Below are 18,655 nucleotides of genomic sequence, written 5' to 3' on the forward strand. Positions count from 1 at the left end.
CGATGAGATAACGTGGTCCGGAATTCTGGTGCCCCGGACCGTTCCCAACGAAGGCGCTCTCATAGAAAGGATAAATGACCGCAAACCATTATAGTTCCAGTCATCGTTCGACCGCTGTTCAGCATGCACCGAAGGACCATTTCCCTGCTCATCTGCATGATGATGCTGATGACACTGACCCCCGTGACGTCGGCCATAGGTTCCAATTCGACAGAGGTCCCGGTCCTAATTACTTCAGGGCCAGATGGAATGACGGCAGATCCAGGGAAGGCAGTGCCGACAGGCTACCGCCTTGCCACAGAGGACGACATCTCGCTGATCAAGCTGCAGCTCTTCGGAGACGGTGAGTCAAACACCTCACTAACGATGGACCTTATGACAGGGGATAGGATGTTCCCCACTGGCCTCCTCATTCCGACCAATGATGAGCTGGATGGGATGGTCGGAAGGCTGCTCCTGCCAAATGAGGGCGGCCATGTGCTGACGGAGGCCTTCCCAACTTCCTTCGACCTTTCCATCGAGCCTTACTTCCCCCAGATCAGGAGCCAGGGGAGCGAGGGGTCCTGCGCCGCCTGGGCGATCATCTATTATAACTTCGGTTACCTGGAGGCGGTGGACAACGGGTGGGACGATGCATATCAGGGTAACAACGAGCATCTTCTGAGCCCGGCATGGTCGTACAACAAGGTCGTTTACAACGGCTACGGCTCATCGCTGCAGGACAATGCCCTCGTGGCGCAGAGAACTGGCATATGCACCTGGGCGGAGATGCCCTATGTGAACGGGGACCATATCAGCTGGGGCGGCGAGACCGCCTGGAGGGGCGCCCCCTTGCATAAGATATCGGACCAGGTCTACCATCCGTTCTCGGACAGCTCGACCATCGAAAGCATCAAGGAAGCATTGCTGTCGAAGCATCCGGTCAGCATCGCTATCGACGCCACGCCCATCAACGGCGCGCAGCCCGCTTTCTCGGACGGAAACAAGATCTTGTCGTCCGCTGAGTACAGCTCGACGACGACGAACCATGGGGTCACCATCGTCGGCTATGACGATTCCGTGACGGACGATGGGGATGTCGGCGCCTTCAAGATAGCGAACTCTTGGGGGGCCTCCTGGGGGGAGAACGGATACTTCTGGATGACCTACGCCGCGATAAAGGAGGTAGGCAACAAGCTCCAGATGACGACCCTGATAGACATCGAGGATAACCGCCCGACGGACCTGGCCGTCTGGCACTTCGACCCTGCTCCGACGAGGGAGGCGAAGGTGAAGCTCTCTGCGATAAGGGTCTTAGACGGTCTGGTGATGAGCACGGTGGAGCCCTTCTTCGACTGTGGTTCTAGCGATAGAATGCCTGATTTTATGGTGCAGGACATCAGCGAGCTATCGCCATACATCCAGGACCAGAGATACAGGATAGACCTTTCTATCGGAGACGGGGCGCTTGACGGCAGTGTGTCGTCCTTCAGGCTGGAGAGGTGCGCTATACCATATGTCAATGGAAAGGCGTCGATGGCAAGCGGCCAGTCCCCTGGCGTTCCGTTCCTCACGCCCGGGCATGCCTCCGTGCAGCTCCTAGGGACCGAGGTAAGCGCCCCTGAGGCGCTGTCCTATGACGGGGCCTTCTCCTTCCTTGGCAACGCGCAATGGGTCGGGATGAGGGACGTCAAGGGACGGGAGCATGTCATGAGGAGCGGCGATGTCGGGAACGGCAATTATTCCTCGCTGATCGTCCTCCTGCACGGCCCCGGGACGTTCACCTTCGATTGGGCGGTCTCGTCCGAGATCAACGTCGACCGTCTTTCTGTCAACATGGATGGTATGCTTAAAGAGAGCATCACGGGAGCGAGCGATTGGGCCACAAGGTCGATCGAGGTGCCTTCGGGGTTCCATCACATATCCTTCATCTACGCCAAGGACGCGACGGCGAGCGCGAACGACGACTGCGGCTATCTCGACAATATTTACTGGAATGGAGGGAGGGTCGCGGTCTTTGACGATTTCGAGAATTCTGATCTCACCTGGACATTCGCTGACATGAACCCTTCCTCGGGCGAGGATTCGTGGAATGGGAGCACCCTCTTCCGCTGGTCTGGCTCAAGGTCGCTATGGTGCTCCGAGGACGGGATGGGGACTAACGGACGGCCTAACCATCTCAACGGATACTATGATAAGGAGATGGATGCGGTGGCGGTCCTCGCCCTGCCTGACCTTTCGCTCTTCAAGGAGGCGAGGATGTCCTTCGTGTATTGGGCGGACACCGGCACCACCTCGCTGTCGGACCTGGCCTACGTCAGGGCCCTGGATCATGAAGGTTGGTCCATCATATGGACGCAGCCCTCGCCCGTTACCACTGGGTGGACGGTGGTGGACCTCCCGCTCCCGGTCGATGTCACGCAGCTAGAGCTGTGCTTCCACAGCGATGATGTCGCAGAGGCAGGGACCCATAAGGGGGTGTTCATCGATGCCCTGCTGATGACCGTATGGGAGGAGGAGGTTCCGTCGCCCCCGGTGTCGTCCATCGACCCTCTGCCGAGCTTTTGGAACAGGACGTCGCTGAACATGAGCTACACCGCGAGCGCTTACAGCGGGAAGGAGGTGGACCATGTGCAGGTCTTCTTCAGAAAGGGAACATCGGGCAACTACTCGCTGTATGCCCCGATCTCCAACCCGTCCGGCAACTGGACCTCCGGTATAGTTCAGGTCGAGCTGGAGGGGCTCGGCCTCGGTGAGGGGTTGTATCAGTTCTACTCGTTGGCATATGACAGTGGTGGGCTTGTCGAGACAGCTCCTTATGCTCCAGATGCATCGACGACCTTCGACCTCGGGGCGCCAGTCACGACGCTGTCGCACAACGGCAAAGATCCCCCGGCCTGGAATCCCCCGGGCGTGAGGGTGACCTTGAGCGCTGGCGATGCCGTGAGCGGGGTGTCGGCCATATACTACAAGATCGACAATGGGCCATGGACCTCTTATTCCCTACCCTTCTTCCTGACGTCCCACGGTCAGCATGTCGTCCGATATTATTCGGTGGACAGGGCCGGCAACTCTGATGTTGTGCGGTCGGTCGTCCTGAACATAGACAGCCTCGACCCCGTCTCGACCAGCACCCTGACCGGTGAGGTGGGCGAGGACGGATGGTACATCGGGCCTGTGGTCGTCAATATCACCTCCACCGACCAGGGCAGCGGGGTGTATCGCATAATATACCGCATCGATGACGGTCCCTGGACCACCTACCGTGGCAGCTTCATTCTGGACATCGAGGGAAAGGATACGCTGTACTACAGGGCACAGGACCTTGTCGGCAACATCGAGTCCGAGAAATGCGTCATGCTGAGCGTAGACTCCGCCCCGCCCATCACGCGGGCATCGATAGAGGGCCCGGGCCTCATCGAAGACAAGATGTTCAACGGCCCGGTCATGATAGCGTTGGCATCGGAGGACGCCAGGAGCGGCGTGTCCTTCATAGAGTCCTCATTGGACGGGGGCCCGTGGCTCACATACTCTGGGGCCTTCGTGGTGAGCGAGGAAGGGGCCCATGAGCTCAGGTACAGGGCCACCGACGGGGCGGGCAACGTGGAGGATATCAAGGCCTTGGCTTTCATGATCGACATGACGTCACCGATGGTCGGAATGGTGGTCAATGGCACTTCTGTGAACGAGGGATGGTACGTCGGGGACATAGTGATAGAGATGAATGCCGCGGATGCCCTTTCTGGGATAAAGGGATTGACCTACAGGGTCGACGGCGGGGACTGGAAGGATGCGGATGGGAGCAATGCCACCATCTTCGTCTCGGGGGAAGGCGGGCATACGGTCGAGTACATGGTCGTCGACCTTGTCGGGAATGCGCTCTCGTCATCAATCGGGGGGCTGAATATAGACACCATCGCTCCTTCCATTACCTTCGGCGCGGTGGATGGGGCCGTATCGAACACCACGTCCCTGGACCTGGATGTCTCGGTCAGCGACGCGGGGAGCGGGGTGTCGTCGGTACGATATATATTAGATGGCGGAGAGGAGGTCCTGATGCCGGACGGGACCGTACATCTGAATGGTCTTACGGAGGGGGGCCATGAGCTCGTGGTGGTCGCGGAGGATGCTGCGGGCAATGTTGCAAGTGCGAGTCTGACCTTCATCGTGGACCTACCTGATCCTCCTCTCGAGGAGGATGATGGCCCAGATGAAATGGTGCCGATCGTGATCGCGGCCCTTGCGGGCTTTGCTGCCGTCATCGCCGTGTTATTGGTCTTCAGAAGGAAATGATCCGGACCGAGGCAATAGGATGATTGGCCCAAATAACGCCGTGGCGCAAGGTCGGGCGGAAACTGAGGTCATCATATACCATCAGAGACGATGCACCGGCAGGAGAGGGAAGGATGAGGCTGGACGTCAGCGAGCGCTCGAAGATGATAGTGCAGTCCGAGATAAGGAACATGACGCTGGAGTGCAACCGGTGCGGGGGCATCAACCTGGCGCAGGGGGTGTGCGACCTCGAGGTGCCGAAGGTCGTCATCGACGGCGCCTGCGAGGCGATGAGGCAGGGCACGAACGCCTACACGAGATATGACGGGCTGCAGGTCATAAGGGACGCGATAGCCCACAAGTTCAGAACGTTCAATAAGGCCGAGATCGACCCTGATAGCAATATCATCGTGTCCGCAGGGGCGACCGGTGCCTTCTACTCGGCCTGCATGGCCCTGCTGAACCCGGGGGACGAGGTCATCATCTTCGAGCCCTTCTACCAGTACCACGTGAACACGGTGCTGGCGGTCGGGGCTAGGCCTGTCTTCGTGAGCATGAGGGGGGAGGATTGGAGGATAGACATCGATGAGCTCCGCTCCGCCATCAACGATAGGACGAGGGCGGTGGTGATAAACACCCCCGGGAACCCTTCGGGAAAGGTGTTCCCAAAGGAGGAGCTGAAGGCGATAGGGGACGTTTGCATCGAGAAGGACCTCTTCCTGTTCTCCGACGAGATCTACGAGTATTTCGTGTACGACGGGCTGAGGCACGTCAGCCCTTGGTCATTGGAGGAGCTGAGGGAAAGGACGATCGTGATCTCAGGCTACTCGAAGACGTTCAGCATCACCGGCTGGAGGCTCGGGTACGCGGTCTGCGATGAGCGGTGGGCGCAGATGATAGGGTATGTGAACGACCTTGTGTATGTGTGCGCGCCGGCGCCGCTGCAGGTCGGGGTGGCGAAGGGCATAATGGAGCTGCCACCGTCGTATTATGAGGATGTAGCGAGGATATACCAGGCGAAGAGGGACATGATGGTGGATGCCCTGAGGAAGGTGGGGATGGAGCCGATAGTGCCGAGGGGGGCGTATTATATTCTGGCAGATGTCAGTAAGATCCCAGGCGTAAGTTCTAAAGAAAGAACGCTATGGTTGCTATCCAAGACAAAAGTTGCGTCTGTCCCTGGCTCGGCTTTTTATTCAACGGGCAATGGAGAGAATTTTGTCAGGTATTGCTTTGCAAAAGATACGACCATCCTGAAAAGATCGATCGATGGTCTGAAGATGTTGAATACCTTATGATCTTTTGATCAAAATTATATCGAATTTCATTAATATTACCATCGCTCTTCCCATTTTTCATCGTTGCGTGGGGAGAACGATATTGTGGGGGTCAATGATAATTTTCAGAATTGCCCATGGTTTTTCCCTTGCCATACCTCGTCCATGGTCATGAGCTCGGTATTAAAATTGATCCGATGTGATGATTATTCTGATGATAAATTAAGAAAATTATCGGCCCACTCATCTGGTTTTTCAATAATTGGAGAAAGGGAAATTGAAAATACAGAAGTGGATGAAGAAAGGGCGTTCCTGGCGGCGGTCCTTTCCAAGATCTATCAAAGGGGCAGTCCTTCACCCTGCAGTCTAGAGACCGAGAGAAGGTTGCTGATGAGATGTCAGGAGCTTTCTATTTTGAAATTTGAGGAGTCCAATAGGTCTGGCAGCATTGTATTCGATGTGACGGGGTCGGTCGAAGGTCTTTCCTCGATGCTCGAATCTTGTTTCTTCCCGGAGCTGTTGGTCGAGGGTAAGGATCTCGATGGCCTCATCGAACTGTACCTCTCAATATGTACCGGGCCTGAAAAGGAATTCTTCAATAAGATATGCAGCGCGCTCCCTCTCAAGAATCTGGCCTTGATGATAGTTCCCCAAAGGACCTTCAGATCGATGGGGATCGACGGGCATGTGTCGGAACGCGTGGATTTCGCTATCGAGGTACCTGACCTCGACCGAGGGGGCTGGCTCAAAATAGTCATCGAGATAGACGATTCCAGCCACAATTCTACTCAGTTCAAAGATAAGCAAAGGGACAAAGACCTCAGCAACGCCAAATGGAAAGTATATAGATTGAGGACCAATGAAAAACATAAATGGGACCGAGCGGTCGAGAACATTGCCATAGATCTGATCACCGCAGTAACTCCGAATATAATCGAGGCCTCGGTCCGGCTTAATAAAATGGAAGAGAAGCGGAGAAACGCCATCAGAGATATGGTCCTGGTGCCCATGGCGGAATCCAAGATTGCGTTTTTGGCATCTCGAGGATTGGTCCGAAATGTTGGACAGGGGATCATTGTCAAATCACCTCGAAATTTAGACCTTGAGCCGGCAGTTAGATCTGTTATGGACACGATCCGCCACATCATTTCGCTTTATAATCTCAATGTCCATTTCAAAGTGAAGTTGGGACCTGAAGGGACTGTCGATTATTATGCCTGTCCCCATCCTTCGATGTGGAGCTCGGTCGATCCGGGCGAGCGGCTCTGTCCGATCGTTGTGTCACCGGAAGTTGTGGAACGTATGATCGTTGCTGACCCGGTCCCGTTGTATTACAAAGGATTCGAGGAGACCGTTGACAGGTCCCTCAGATTCTTCCTTCAGAACATATTTAGAAAATATGATTTCAGATATGGTCAGCTTGAGATAATCCGGAGAGCTCTTTCCCTGGAACATGTGGTCGGTCTTCTTCCCACCAGCGGAGGGAAGTCCCTCTGCTACCAATTATCCTCAATTCTACAACCAGGAATATCGGTCGTGATCGATCCTTTACGGTCCTTGATCGTCGATCAGGTCGACAATCTGAACAGAATGGGGATGGACAGGATCGGGGTCATCATAAGCAGAGGTAGAAAGAACATCTCGGAAGAATCGGCCTTGAGAGAGAAAGTGATGGATAATATGATGGGCGGGATGTATCAGTTCATCTTCATCGCCCCTGAGAGGCTCCAGATCCAAAAATTCAGCAAGTTGATAATGGAGCAGATCGAGATACCGATAACATATTGCGTGGTGGATGAGGCGCATTGCGTAAGTGAATGGGGCCATGATTTCAGGACCTCGTATCTGAACGTCGGTAGAAGGTTCGCTGAGAGGGACATTGACAGACCCAATTGGAGGACCCACTTCATCGCATTGACCGGGACGGCCTCCAGGAATGTTCTGGTCGACATCATGAGAGAATTGATGATTGAGGACGAGGAGGCCATAGTCGAACCCAGGTCCTACGACCGTCCAGAATTGCATTTTTCCGTTGTGAAGGTAAGTAAAGAAGAAAGGATCGGAACGATCGTGAGGTTGGTGAGCAGGATCGTTGAAAAGAATTTTTATGAGTCCAGAAAGGTCCCGTCTGGCCTGATCTTTACAAATTTCGCTGGCAGCGAGATAGGGGTCATCCCATTAAAAAACGCCATAAGGTCGGAATTGAGCGGTGTGAAGGTCGATTGTTACGCCGGAAAGAATCCGGAGAATCGGGACAATAACGAAACGATGAAATGCGATTGGGAGGATCAAAAGATCAATGTCCAATCGGATTTTAAAAACGGCGCGGTCGATATATTGACGTGCACCCACTCATTTGGCATGGGTATCGATAAGCCTGACATCAGATTTACGATCAATGCCATGTTGCCCCGTTCCATCGAGGAATTCTATCAGCAGGCGGGAAGGGCAGGCAGGGACGGAAATGACTCGGACTGTTATCTGGTGTTCTCCGATGACGAACCCGGTCTCAGTGACCAGATATTGGATGATAATAGGACTCCGCTTGACGATATCTCATTCAGGGTCAATAATCTGGACTGGGAGCGGAGGGATGATGCCCTGCATAATACCTGGTTTCTCTCGGCTGCATTTCAGGGAGTGGAGGAAGAGAAACAACAGCTGAGATATTTGCTCAGAAGGGAGATCGAATTGGTATTGAAGGATGAATCGAAGCTCAGGGTCACCAGCATTCCCTTCCTTCTCAGTCGAAAAGACCCGTTCAACGGAAAGGACGAGACTGTCCTAGAAAAAATAATCTACAGGCTCCAGACGATCGGGGCGATCAGGGATTATTACAAAGATTACAATGGTCAAAAATTCACCCTGCACCTGATCGAATTCGATTCAAGTTCGATCTACGAACAAACAAGAAAACACCTCGGAAGATACATTTCCGAAGGAGAGATAGAAAAGCGTCTGGGAAGGGCATCCCGATCGGACCCTTATGAGGCCGTTGAGCATTGTGGTGGCGTCCTCATCGATTTCATTTACGATAAAATCGTGAAAAGACGAAGAAGGGCCATGCACCAGATGCTTGAGCTTGCGAGGGTAGGGACCGTCGACATCGACAGGTTCAAGCTGGATATGCTCGCATTCTTAGAAGAATCGGAGTTCACGAAGCCGGTGGCCGGTCTTAGCTTGAGCGATGACCCGGATGCATGGCTCGAGATCCTGGAAAGATTGGATGGCGTAGACTCGATGAGAAAGCTTCTGGGGGCGTGCAGGAGACAGTTAGAGGAAACGCCTGGACATCCCGGGTTGCTGATAATGGCCGGGTTCTGTGCCCTGAGCTATTCGAATGTGGCCAATGGCATGAAGGACCTTAAGAACGGATTATTTGCCTTGAAAGATTCTGTTTCGGACGATCATACCATAATGAAGACGGTCGAGAGGTTTTTCGAGATCTCGGAAAGGGTCCAGCCCTCGAAAAGAGAGTACATTCTCGAGGCGCTTCTGGAGCTTGGGATGCCGGATGTTGATAGGTTCGTTTACAAGAGGTCCGGTCAATTTGGATACGCGCATCTGACCAGTCTTGTTAAGATCACTTCGGAGCTGGGGATCGGGAGAGAATAAAATGCCATTGGAAACAAATGAGGAATCGCGGCGGGAGCTGATATTGAAGGCGGAAGAAGCGATACGACTGCTTGCGGAAGAATATGGAAAGGCATGTCAAGTATCAAATTTCGCAAAAGAATCGCTGGACAGGATCACCGAGGCCAGAAACACCCTGACTGAAGCATTGTCATTGATAGAGAACGCGCAGATGAACCTTATTGAGGACTCCAATAGGTCCAGGGAGGCTCTGGAATCTGCCAATAAGAGAAACGAGGAGGTCCGAGTAAGTCTTTTATCCTCTCTCGTCACGATCGAGAGGCTGGACAAGGAGGTCCAGTTGCTTCAGAGGGACCTGTCCTCGGCGATCACGGAGCTCAAGAGAAGAGACAAAGAGATCTTGGACCTGATGATCGAGAATAACGAGAATATAGTTTCTACCATCGAAAAATTGAGCGGGTCGGTCCAAGTAATTTTTGATGAGCTTAAGAAAAATTACGCACAATTGACCCTGTTGATAGAACAGGGGGATAGATCAATTCAGGATCTGATAAAAGACCGGGAACTTAAGTTGTCCTTTAAGATCGATGAGAGCGGATCGAAGATCGTAAATGACCTTGCTGCGTTGAAAGAGAAGCTTGAAAACTATTATGGGCAGATGGTCAATAATTTCAAAGATACAAATCAGGAAATTACGCTCAAGAACGAGCTGTTGGTATCTTTATTGAAGACGGAATACGAGAGCCTCATCGAAAGGTTCGAACGATTGGACAAAGAGAGCAAGGCCCGTCACGAGGAAGTGATGAACAAGCTTGAGCTTGCCCGATATGCAGCAGTGTTCTCGGCCATATCTGTGGTAGGGATCGCTGGAGTGTTGATAATTTTGTTCATGGGAGGGTAAACCATTTTTTTTAAAACCTTTCGAACTTATTGCATTTATCGACCTTTTGATCCCCTTTGATCCCTCCATTTGGATCGGCCTACCATACTCGTTTATATGATTACGGAATATTCCACTCGATCTAGGTGCTCGGTCGTAAGTCCTTACTTGTGTTCCTCGGCAGCACGATATCCTCTGCCCTGGGGTTCATCTGCCTGTTCTTCATAACCAACTACGTCGGGGTGGACAAGTACGGCACCGTCATCCTGATGACCTCCATACTTACAACGATAAACGTCATCGCGGACCTGGGCTTCTCGAGCGCGCACATCAAGAGGATATCCGAGGGTCAGGACGTCGACGATTGCGTCTCTACCTTCGTCCTGATAAAAATTAATTTGACCTGCCTGTTCGTCATAGCGTCGTTCCTTGCGCTGTTCATCTGGATGGCGGCGCTTGGGAGGACCATCACCGACGTATCTAGGGATGTCTTCCTGGTGATGCTGCTGTTCGAGGTGTTCGTGAACCTATCGAACATCGCCGTGATAACATTCCAGGGAAGGAGCGAGGTCGCGAAGGTCCAGTTCCTGCAGATACTGAACCCGTTGGTGCGGTTGCCTTTGGTGGTGCTCATCGCGTTCGCAGGGTCCAGCGCGGTTTTGCTAGCGGTGACCTACATGCTCGGCGCGATGGCGATGATGATAGCCTCATTTTTAATGATCAAGAGGGCGAGGTTCAGATGGAAGAGGCCCACCCTGTTCCGTTCGTACCTGACCTTCACCGTCCCGATCATCGTTGTGACGATAGTGTCGACGTTGTATCTCAACATCGACAAGATCATCATAGGACTGGCGATAGACAACGTCCACGTTGGTTATTATTCGACCGTGCAGACGTTCCTTGGTGTCATCGCGGCCATCGGGACAGCGGTGTCCGTACTTACGTTCCCGAACTTCTCGTACCTCTTCGGCCAAGGTAGGGTCTCGGAGGTAAGAGAGAAGGCCTTGGCCGCCGAGAGGTATATATCGATGGTCTCGCTGCCGTTGGTCATTGTGCTGGTCATGTTCCCAAGTGAGGTACTGTCGACGCTGTTCGGCCCTGACCTTGCTGAAGGCGGGGATGCGCTGAGGTTCCTTGCCATTGGAACCTATATTGTGATGATAAATCAGCCGTACAGCTCGCAGCTGCTTGCGGCGAACAGGCCAGATATACTTGCGAAGAGCACGATAATAGGGTTTGCCATCGGGACGGGCCTCTTCCTGCTTCTGATCCCGAAGGAGCTCTATGGAATAAGCACGATGGGGATGGGACTGGCCGGGGCAGGGATCGCAATAATAATGTCGAACCTGGGCCAGACGTTAATTGTAAGAAGTGCGGCGAAGGGGCTTTCAGGTTTAGCGCTCAACATGAGAATGTCACTTCAATTCTTGACGGCAATTTTCATTGGAATATTATCACATGTTGTTTTCTTTTTAATGGATATCGAACCGTTCTTATCTATCCGATTATTTTTTGTAGTATTGGGCATCCCAGTTTTATTTTATACTTTATTGATTATATTTAACGAAGTTTCAAAAGAAGATATAAAATATTTTAAAGAATTAATAAATATTAAAAAAATGGTCCAATATATTATAAATGAAGCGCGAAATAAATAATAATTCTATTTAAATATTGGGGTAATCATAATTAAATCATTGTGATATGAAAAAAATATTCTTGACATTCAACTAGCCAGGCTAGTGATATAAATAATAGTGTATCTAAGAAATTAAACTTCCTCCTTCATACTTTCTGTAATTTATTAGGGAGCAATCAGGCGTAATGGGTTTATACATTAAGATAATATTAATATAGTAATATTCTAAATAGAGCGTTAAAATATCTCGAGGGCACATATTTTTTCGAAAGACGAATGATATAAAACCTCGATATACGCAATTTCAAAGCTTGAAGGTTCTGTAACAGCGGTTATTGTAGCTATTATACTAAAACTATTTTTATGATCGGTGTTAACCTTATAAATTATACTAAGTTCCAAACATCGTTCGACAATCCTTTGGATCAAAATTTATAATAAAGGGACGGCATGTGAAACGAGTGATGTTGAATTTATAAAATATGGCTCTAGCATGTCTTACCGAATGTGATGAAATATTAAAATTAAATAGAGATTATATAATGTTTCCTCCTCGAAAAAATTGAAGTGTCTGATGCTAAATAATATTCTTTATTTGTTTCTTCATTTTATCCTTTTTTAAAATGGCGTTTAAAAAAAATACATGAATAAATTATATAAAACAAAATTATCTGCGTATAATAGATTAAATAAATCTTTAATTTTATAGTCGACTCGATGTATAAGATTGGGTAATTTTAAATTGAAAATCGGTGAAAATATGCATGTAACTGCAATAATTTTAGCTGGTGGTGTCGGGAAAAGATTTGGGCTTGATGTACCAAAACAATTTGTAAAGTTAGCTGGTAAACCAATTATTTCGCATACCATTGACATATTTGAGAAAAATAGTATGATTAAAGAAATTATAATTGTAGTTAATAAAGAATATTATAATTATTTAAATAATCTAGTAAAAAGTGGCCACGATTCAAATAAAATTAAAATAGTGGTAGGTGGTGATACTCGTCAAGAATCTTCATTCAATGGATTATTAGCTTGTTCAAAAAGTACTACTCACGTACTAATACATGATGCTGTTCGTCCATTTATAGACCAAGAAATTATTTATGAATGCATTTTGAAACTTGAAGAATATGATGCAATTGATGTATGCATTGATTCGTCAGATACTCTAGTCGAAATTAATGAAAACAATGAAATCATCAAAATACCAAATAGAACGTCGATTAAAAGAGGACAAACCCCCCAAGCTTTTAAATTTGATGTGATTTTTAATGCACATAAAATATGCCAATCAAAGGGAATACAGAATTCTACGGATGATTGTAACCTTGTATTACAATCAAATTTATGCAAAATACATGTAATCAATGGATCAAACCATAATATAAAGATTACTAATCCTATTGACATCTCAATAGCAGAGAAAATTTTTCAAATTAGAGAGAAAAAAAGTCAATTGCTTAGTTATGATGATTTATTGCATAAATTGAATAATAAAGTGATAGTAGTTGTGGGAGGAAGTTCTGGAATAGGTAAATCAATATGTGAGATTGGGAACAAACTTGGATCTGTTACCATCCCTTTGTCTAGATCTAATGGATTTGATGTTAGAAATCCAGAAACCATTAAATTTCATCTAAGTAAAATTTATAAAAAATATGAAAGAATCGATGCTGTAGTGATATGTGCGGCAATTCTCCATCGAAATAAATTTGAAAACTTTACCGATGATGAAATTAGAGAATTAATAGAAATCAACTTGACTGGGAATGCATATGTGGCAAAATATTCTATACCATATTTAAAAAAGACAAATGGCAAATTAGTTTTTTTTGCTTCGAGCTCATATTATAAGGGAAGGGGCGAATATTCGACCTATAGCGCAACAAAAGCTGGAATAGTAAATTTAATGCAATCGTTATCCGAGGAATTAGAGGACAAGGTTAGCGTTTTGGCCATTAATCCTCAAAGAACGAAGACACCATTAAGAACACGTAACTTTGGGGACGAGGATATAGATACATTGTTATCTGCGGATTTTGTAGCGTTATCCACATTAAATTCAATTGCTAAGGAAGGGAACAATGGTTGCATAATCGATATAAGATTGTCGGACGAAAAAAAAGGAAGCCTTAAATATAATGAATAGATTTAAATTTATTTTAAATAACTAGGTTCAGATATTTATTTTTGGATAATACAGTATTTTCCACTTCTTCAATTAAGATAGATATTTAATCGTAATGTGAATATTGTGATTTGGATGCACTTCATGGTTAAAGATACATCAGCTGCGATATGGGAATATATAGCTGCCCTATGGAGTTTATATTGATAAGCCTCTTTGGGGGATTTTCAGATATATGCGAAGAGATTGATTCTCGGCAAAGATGGCTATATAAATATTAAATATATCGTCTCGTTCGCATTTAATATTGGCTCATAGCGCTCGCTCAATCGGTTCTATCTTCTCTCTGGAAATGGAGCTCGCAAAATTGACCAGATGAAATCGAGGATGACGATGCAAGGAAAAAAGGGTGGTTTTTCGGTCGTTAATCACACATTGATTGAAAAGACCCAGAAGCAAATTGTCGGCAGGTTTGATTTACAATCATTATGAGGATAGAAGCGTATGATTTTACAACTTTGTGGATTGTCCTAATTCGATAGGACCGGATACGGTTTCTTTTTCCTATTAGAACTACCTAAAGTATAATTTGGCAAGGAAGATAAATTGATTTTCAAGACGAGGGTTGAACTAGCCGTCCAGTTAATTTAGAAGGTAAAATGCTGGAGCGATCGGACTTCTTTCTATTCGGTGCCCAAATTGGAGGAATTGGGTGTAACGTTCAATCTTGTCGATGATGCCATGTTTCCTTTAAGAGGCTCAATCTAATCTTTTCGACGAGTTAGAAGGCCAAGTGATGTGGCTGGTGTAGGTGTTCCCACTATTGAATCTGAACGATTCCTGGAAGCTTGACGACCATTATTAGGAGGGTTACGATCGTTTCTATGAGTTCTTCATGGAGCTGGGCAAATGTCTGGAGAAGGTTAAGGTCGATTTCGTGACTGTCGGCAAGCATTTTCGAGCGACTATCTCGGACTAGTTGGAGATGTGCAGAGAATGGGATGGAAAAGTGTAATGTGAAGTGGAAGATTGCAGATGTTCTACCGAGACCACAAGCCGTACCCCGAATATGTGAATATCAGGTCAGAAAGATTGGTATAAGAGTTATGAATCTCCTTTTAAGTTATTATAACCTACAATATCCTAAAAGGTATTGATCAGTGCCTCGAAATTCAAAAATCAAATTAAATGGTGTATACGCCATCTAGCTTTTTTGCCAAATACAGAAACATTGAGCGTTGCAGGGATTGATTTTCAACGATTAGATGGTTGAAATTGTAAAAGTGTGGTATAAAATAAATAATAATAGAAGAATTTCGATTTATCCATGGATGTACAAAATAATAAAACAATATGGATAGATTTAAAATGTCCTTCAGATGTTCATTTTTTTTATTCTGTTATGATTAATTTAAATAAGTTTCGGTATTTAATAACGACTCGAAAAAGAGCTGAAACACATCAATTGTCTATTAATTATGGAATGAAAGGAATTCAAATAGGTTCTGATCATCAAAATCACTTATTGAAGGGCATGTATTATTTTGATAGGACCTTCAAACTTTCAATGATAAAAAAAGAATTTGATGCAATATTCTCATTTGAAGATGCGATTGGTCCAATATTAGGAAAATTTAAAAATAAGCCATCATATTTATTTTGCGATAATGATTTAAAATTGAATAAATCTTTTTCTAAATTTCAAAAAATAGAATCTAAGTTTAAGAATTTTGCAGATTATTTAATTATTCCTGAAATTTCTATTAAAGAATTTATTAATAATTATTCAAATCCTAAAATAATAACATATAATGGCTATAAAGAAAATATTTATATCTCAGATTTTGAGCCGGATCCAAATTTTGATTTATTGGATTACATTCCAAATTACGTATTAATACGTCCAGAAGCCATAGGGTCATTTTATGTTGCAGAAAAAAAGAGTATAGTTCCTCAGATTGTAAAATTATTAAAAAAAGAAAATTTTAACATAGTATATTTGCCTCGCGATCCTCAAGATTTTAGCTATGTTTCTAAAGATGAAGTTTTTATTCCTCCCAAAATTTACAAGGGTTTGGATTTGTGTTATCACAGTCAGGCAGTGTTAACTGGTTCCGGAACATTAGCTAGAGAGGCGGCAATTCTCGGTAAGACCTCAGTATCTTTTTTTCCTGGTTCAAAATTATTATCGGTAGATTCAGATTTAATAAGAAAGAAAAAAATGATTCACACTAGAGATCCTAAAGAAATCGTCAATTATATTTTAAATAGTAAAGAAGATAAAAATTACAATTATAAAACTAACTCAATAAAAGTGCGCGATGAGTTGATATCGAAATTAGGTGAAACATTAGATGAAGAGTTGTGATTTAAAGTTATTATTTATAACTCCATATCCACCCGATGTGGGAGGAATATCTACTTATTCAAGTACATTAATAAGCCACTTAAATAATAAAAATTATTCTATAAGGATATTAAGAATATATATAGTAAACAAAACCATGTTAAGTTATATTAATAAGATGAAATCGATAGTGTGTAATATCAATATATTATTAAAAGATGAGAGCAATCTTGTTCATATTCAATCATCATCAGATTTTTCATTTATTGAAAATTCAATATATTTATTTATAATACGAATCTTAAATAATAAAAAAACAATATTTCATCTCCATTCTCCAAATTTCACAACATTTTATCAAAGAAAAAATAAATTTATTAAAAAATATATAAAATTAATATTTAAAAAATCTGATAAAATTATTGTTTTATCAAATAAAGATCGCCAAGTGTTATTGAATATGAAAATTGAAGAACGAGATATATATTTAATAAGGAATTTCAATGGAGTTCAGAATGTATATAATGATATAAAAACAGCAAAGATGTTAGAAATAAATGAAACTAACAATGTAATTTTATCAATAGGAAATTTAGAAGCTCGAAAAGGATTTGATATCCTAATTAAATCCCTTTTTGAGTTACGCAAAATTCGAACAGATTTTGTATGCTATATTATTGGAAGCGGAAAAGAATATGATTCATTAAATAATTTAATAGATGAATTAAATTTAAATGATAATGTTCGTTTGGTTGGGCGGATTAATTCAAAAACCCTAATTGATTATTATAAAAAATCTAAATTGGTTATTTTAACTAGTTATGACGAGGGATTGCCAATGGTGATGTTTGAAGCACTATCATTTGGCAAGCCTTTTATTGGAACAAATGTAGGTGGCATCCCAGAGATTATTAATTCAAATAATTATGGTTATATTGTTGAACCTGGCAATATTAAAGAAATTACTTACTGTTTAAACAGTGCACTGAATAAAGAATGGGATGCTGATTTAATTTTGGAATATTCAAATCAATTTTCCATTGATCGGATGTTGGAAAAAATAGAACAAATTTATTATGATTTATATATGGAAGGATTAAAACTATGATTTTAAATGAGAAAAAAGAGAAACAACAGAAAAAAATTCACATACTGTTTTTTGGTATGCCGCCTGGCAATAATTTAATTGACGGTTATTCTAAATGGTTTTCACCAATTATAAAAAATTTGAAAAAAAATGATAGATTAAATGTTTATTATATTAATTACAACAAGATATTGAACGAAAAATTTGAAATATTACGTTTTATATTAATTCCATATTTAATATATAAGTTACACAAATATAAAGATGAAATAGACATTGTTCACGTTTTACGACAAAATGCATGGTATTACAATATTTTTTATGCTCTAAAAATAAAAAAGAATATAACCCCATTGAAAATAATTACTGTTCATGATATTTATACAGCGAAAGGAAAGGTAAATTTTAAAATTATTAAAAACATTGCTCACGCAGATGCAATATTTTGTCCATCCAACTATACAGCAAATGATATTCGTACAATTTTGAAAATTAACAAACCCGTATATGTTACTTATAATCCTTTAGATCCATCATTTTATTGTATGGGTACTGATGATAAATTAAAAATGAGAAAAAATATTTTAAAAGAAAGATCGTCTCGCAAAGTCTTGTTATCTATAGCATCAGAAATGCCCAGGAAAAATTTTGAAAAATTGTTAGAAGTATTATTTCTATTTAATACTTCAATGAAGGAAAAGATACTATTGATTAAGGTAGGCCAGTTTACAAAATTAAGATATAAATATATTAATATTGCAAAAAAATTTGGAATAGAGAATGACATTTTATGGATAAATTATGCAAACGAAAAAGATTTGTTATATCTATATAATATTTCAGATATTTTTATTACATTAAGTGATGTCGAAGGTTTTTGTATGCCTTTGATTGAAGCCATGGCTTGTGGATTACCTATAATTGGGTCGAAATCTTCTGCCATCCCAGAAATTGTAGGAAATGCAGGAATATTGGTAAATAATAATGATAATAAAGAAATTATTGAGGCGATAAACACATTGTTGTATAATATTGATAAAAGAAATGAGGTTATTGAAAATGGATTTAATAGAATAAGAGCATTCCACGAACAAGAAATAAGTAGAATATATTTTGAATCGTATTTAACAGCCTTGGAAAAGGGATTGAATGTTAAGTAAATTAAATAAAAAATTATCTATTATATCATTTTACACAATAATATCATCGATTTTATTGATTTCCATATATGATAAAGGTGTGACAGATCCATTTCTTCATGGACACATTTCAACCATCATTAAATTAATTAATAACCCAAATATTAAAATATTGAATTCCGATATGCAATTTTGGCCTCTGGCAGCTGTACAAATTATAATTTTTAATTTATTGTTTAACATATCTCCGATTACTATTCAATTTTTACCGTTAATTGGTTTATTATTTGTAATTACTTTTCCTTTA

Annotated in this window: 9 protein-coding genes; all 9 read left to right on the top strand. The window is 43.8% G+C overall.

All coding sequences use genetic code 11. From position 1 onward, the window contains the following. Window positions 1-123: 123 nt before the first annotated feature. The 9 genes from HPY73_01440 (at window position 124) to HPY73_01480 (ending at window position 18,369) form a co-directional block, all read left to right on the top strand. The gene (locus HPY73_01440; GenBank protein ID QLH74241.1) at window positions 124-4,272 is read left to right on the top strand and encodes a C1 family peptidase; all 4,149 of its coding nucleotides are present in this window, start codon (window positions 124-126) and stop codon (window positions 4,270-4,272) included. 113 nt (window positions 4,273-4,385) lie between these two features. Continuing rightward, window positions 4,386-5,549, top strand: a complete 1,164-nt coding sequence (locus HPY73_01445) for a pyridoxal phosphate-dependent aminotransferase (GenBank protein ID QLH74242.1) — start codon at window positions 4,386-4,388, stop codon at window positions 5,547-5,549. 270 nt (window positions 5,550-5,819) lie between these two features. Then, window positions 5,820-9,143 carry a RecQ family ATP-dependent DNA helicase gene (locus HPY73_01450; protein QLH74243.1) on the top strand — a complete coding sequence of 1,108 codons (3,324 nt, stop codon included), beginning with the start codon at window positions 5,820-5,822 and terminating at the stop codon, window positions 9,141-9,143. A gap of 43 nt (window positions 9,144-9,186) precedes the next feature. Then, window positions 9,187-10,023 (top strand): hypothetical protein, encoded by an 837-nt coding sequence (locus HPY73_01455; protein QLH74244.1) that lies wholly within the window; start codon window positions 9,187-9,189, stop codon window positions 10,021-10,023. Window positions 10,024-10,148: 125 nt separating this feature from the next. Then, window positions 10,149-11,660 (top strand): oligosaccharide flippase family protein, encoded by a 1,512-nt coding sequence (locus HPY73_01460; GenBank protein ID QLH74245.1) that lies wholly within the window; start codon window positions 10,149-10,151, stop codon window positions 11,658-11,660. A gap of 723 nt (window positions 11,661-12,383) precedes the next feature. Then, on the top strand, window positions 12,384-13,796 hold the full coding sequence (gene ispD / locus HPY73_01465; GenBank protein QLH74246.1) for a 2-C-methyl-D-erythritol 4-phosphate cytidylyltransferase: 1,413 nt from the start codon (window positions 12,384-12,386) through the stop codon (window positions 13,794-13,796). 1,306 nt (window positions 13,797-15,102) lie between these two features. Continuing rightward, complete coding sequence (locus HPY73_01470; protein ID QLH74247.1) at window positions 15,103-16,143, top strand: DUF354 domain-containing protein; 1,041 nt, start codon at window positions 15,103-15,105, stop codon at window positions 16,141-16,143. Beyond that, window positions 16,130-17,230: a glycosyltransferase family 4 protein gene (locus HPY73_01475; GenBank protein ID QLH74248.1), complete on the top strand. Its 1,101-nt coding sequence runs from the start codon at window positions 16,130-16,132 to the stop codon at window positions 17,228-17,230. Before HPY73_01470 ends, HPY73_01475 begins: the two co-directional genes overlap by 14 nt. Beyond that, window positions 17,227-18,369, top strand: a complete 1,143-nt coding sequence (locus HPY73_01480) for a glycosyltransferase family 4 protein (protein QLH74249.1) — start codon at window positions 17,227-17,229, stop codon at window positions 18,367-18,369. Before HPY73_01475 ends, HPY73_01480 begins: the two co-directional genes overlap by 4 nt. Window positions 18,370-18,655 lie beyond the last annotated feature (286 nt).

The sequence above is a fragment of the Methanomassiliicoccales archaeon genome, assembly GCA_013415865.1.
Classification (GTDB): Archaea; Thermoplasmatota; Thermoplasmata; order Methanomassiliicoccales; family UBA472; genus MVRC01.

Coding starts and splice junctions, on each gene's coding strand:
- HPY73_01440 (QLH74241.1), top strand. CDS start 124: ATGCACCGAAGGACCATTTCCCTGCTCATCTGCATGATGATGCTGATG.
- HPY73_01445 (QLH74242.1), top strand. CDS start 4,386: ATGAGGCTGGACGTCAGCGAGCGCTCGAAGATGATAGTGCAGTCCGAG.
- HPY73_01470 (QLH74247.1), top strand. CDS start 15,103: ATGGATGTACAAAATAATAAAACAATATGGATAGATTTAAAATGTCCT.
- HPY73_01475 (QLH74248.1), top strand. CDS start 16,130: ATGAAGAGTTGTGATTTAAAGTTATTATTTATAACTCCATATCCACCC.
- HPY73_01480 (QLH74249.1), top strand. CDS start 17,227: ATGATTTTAAATGAGAAAAAAGAGAAACAACAGAAAAAAATTCACATA.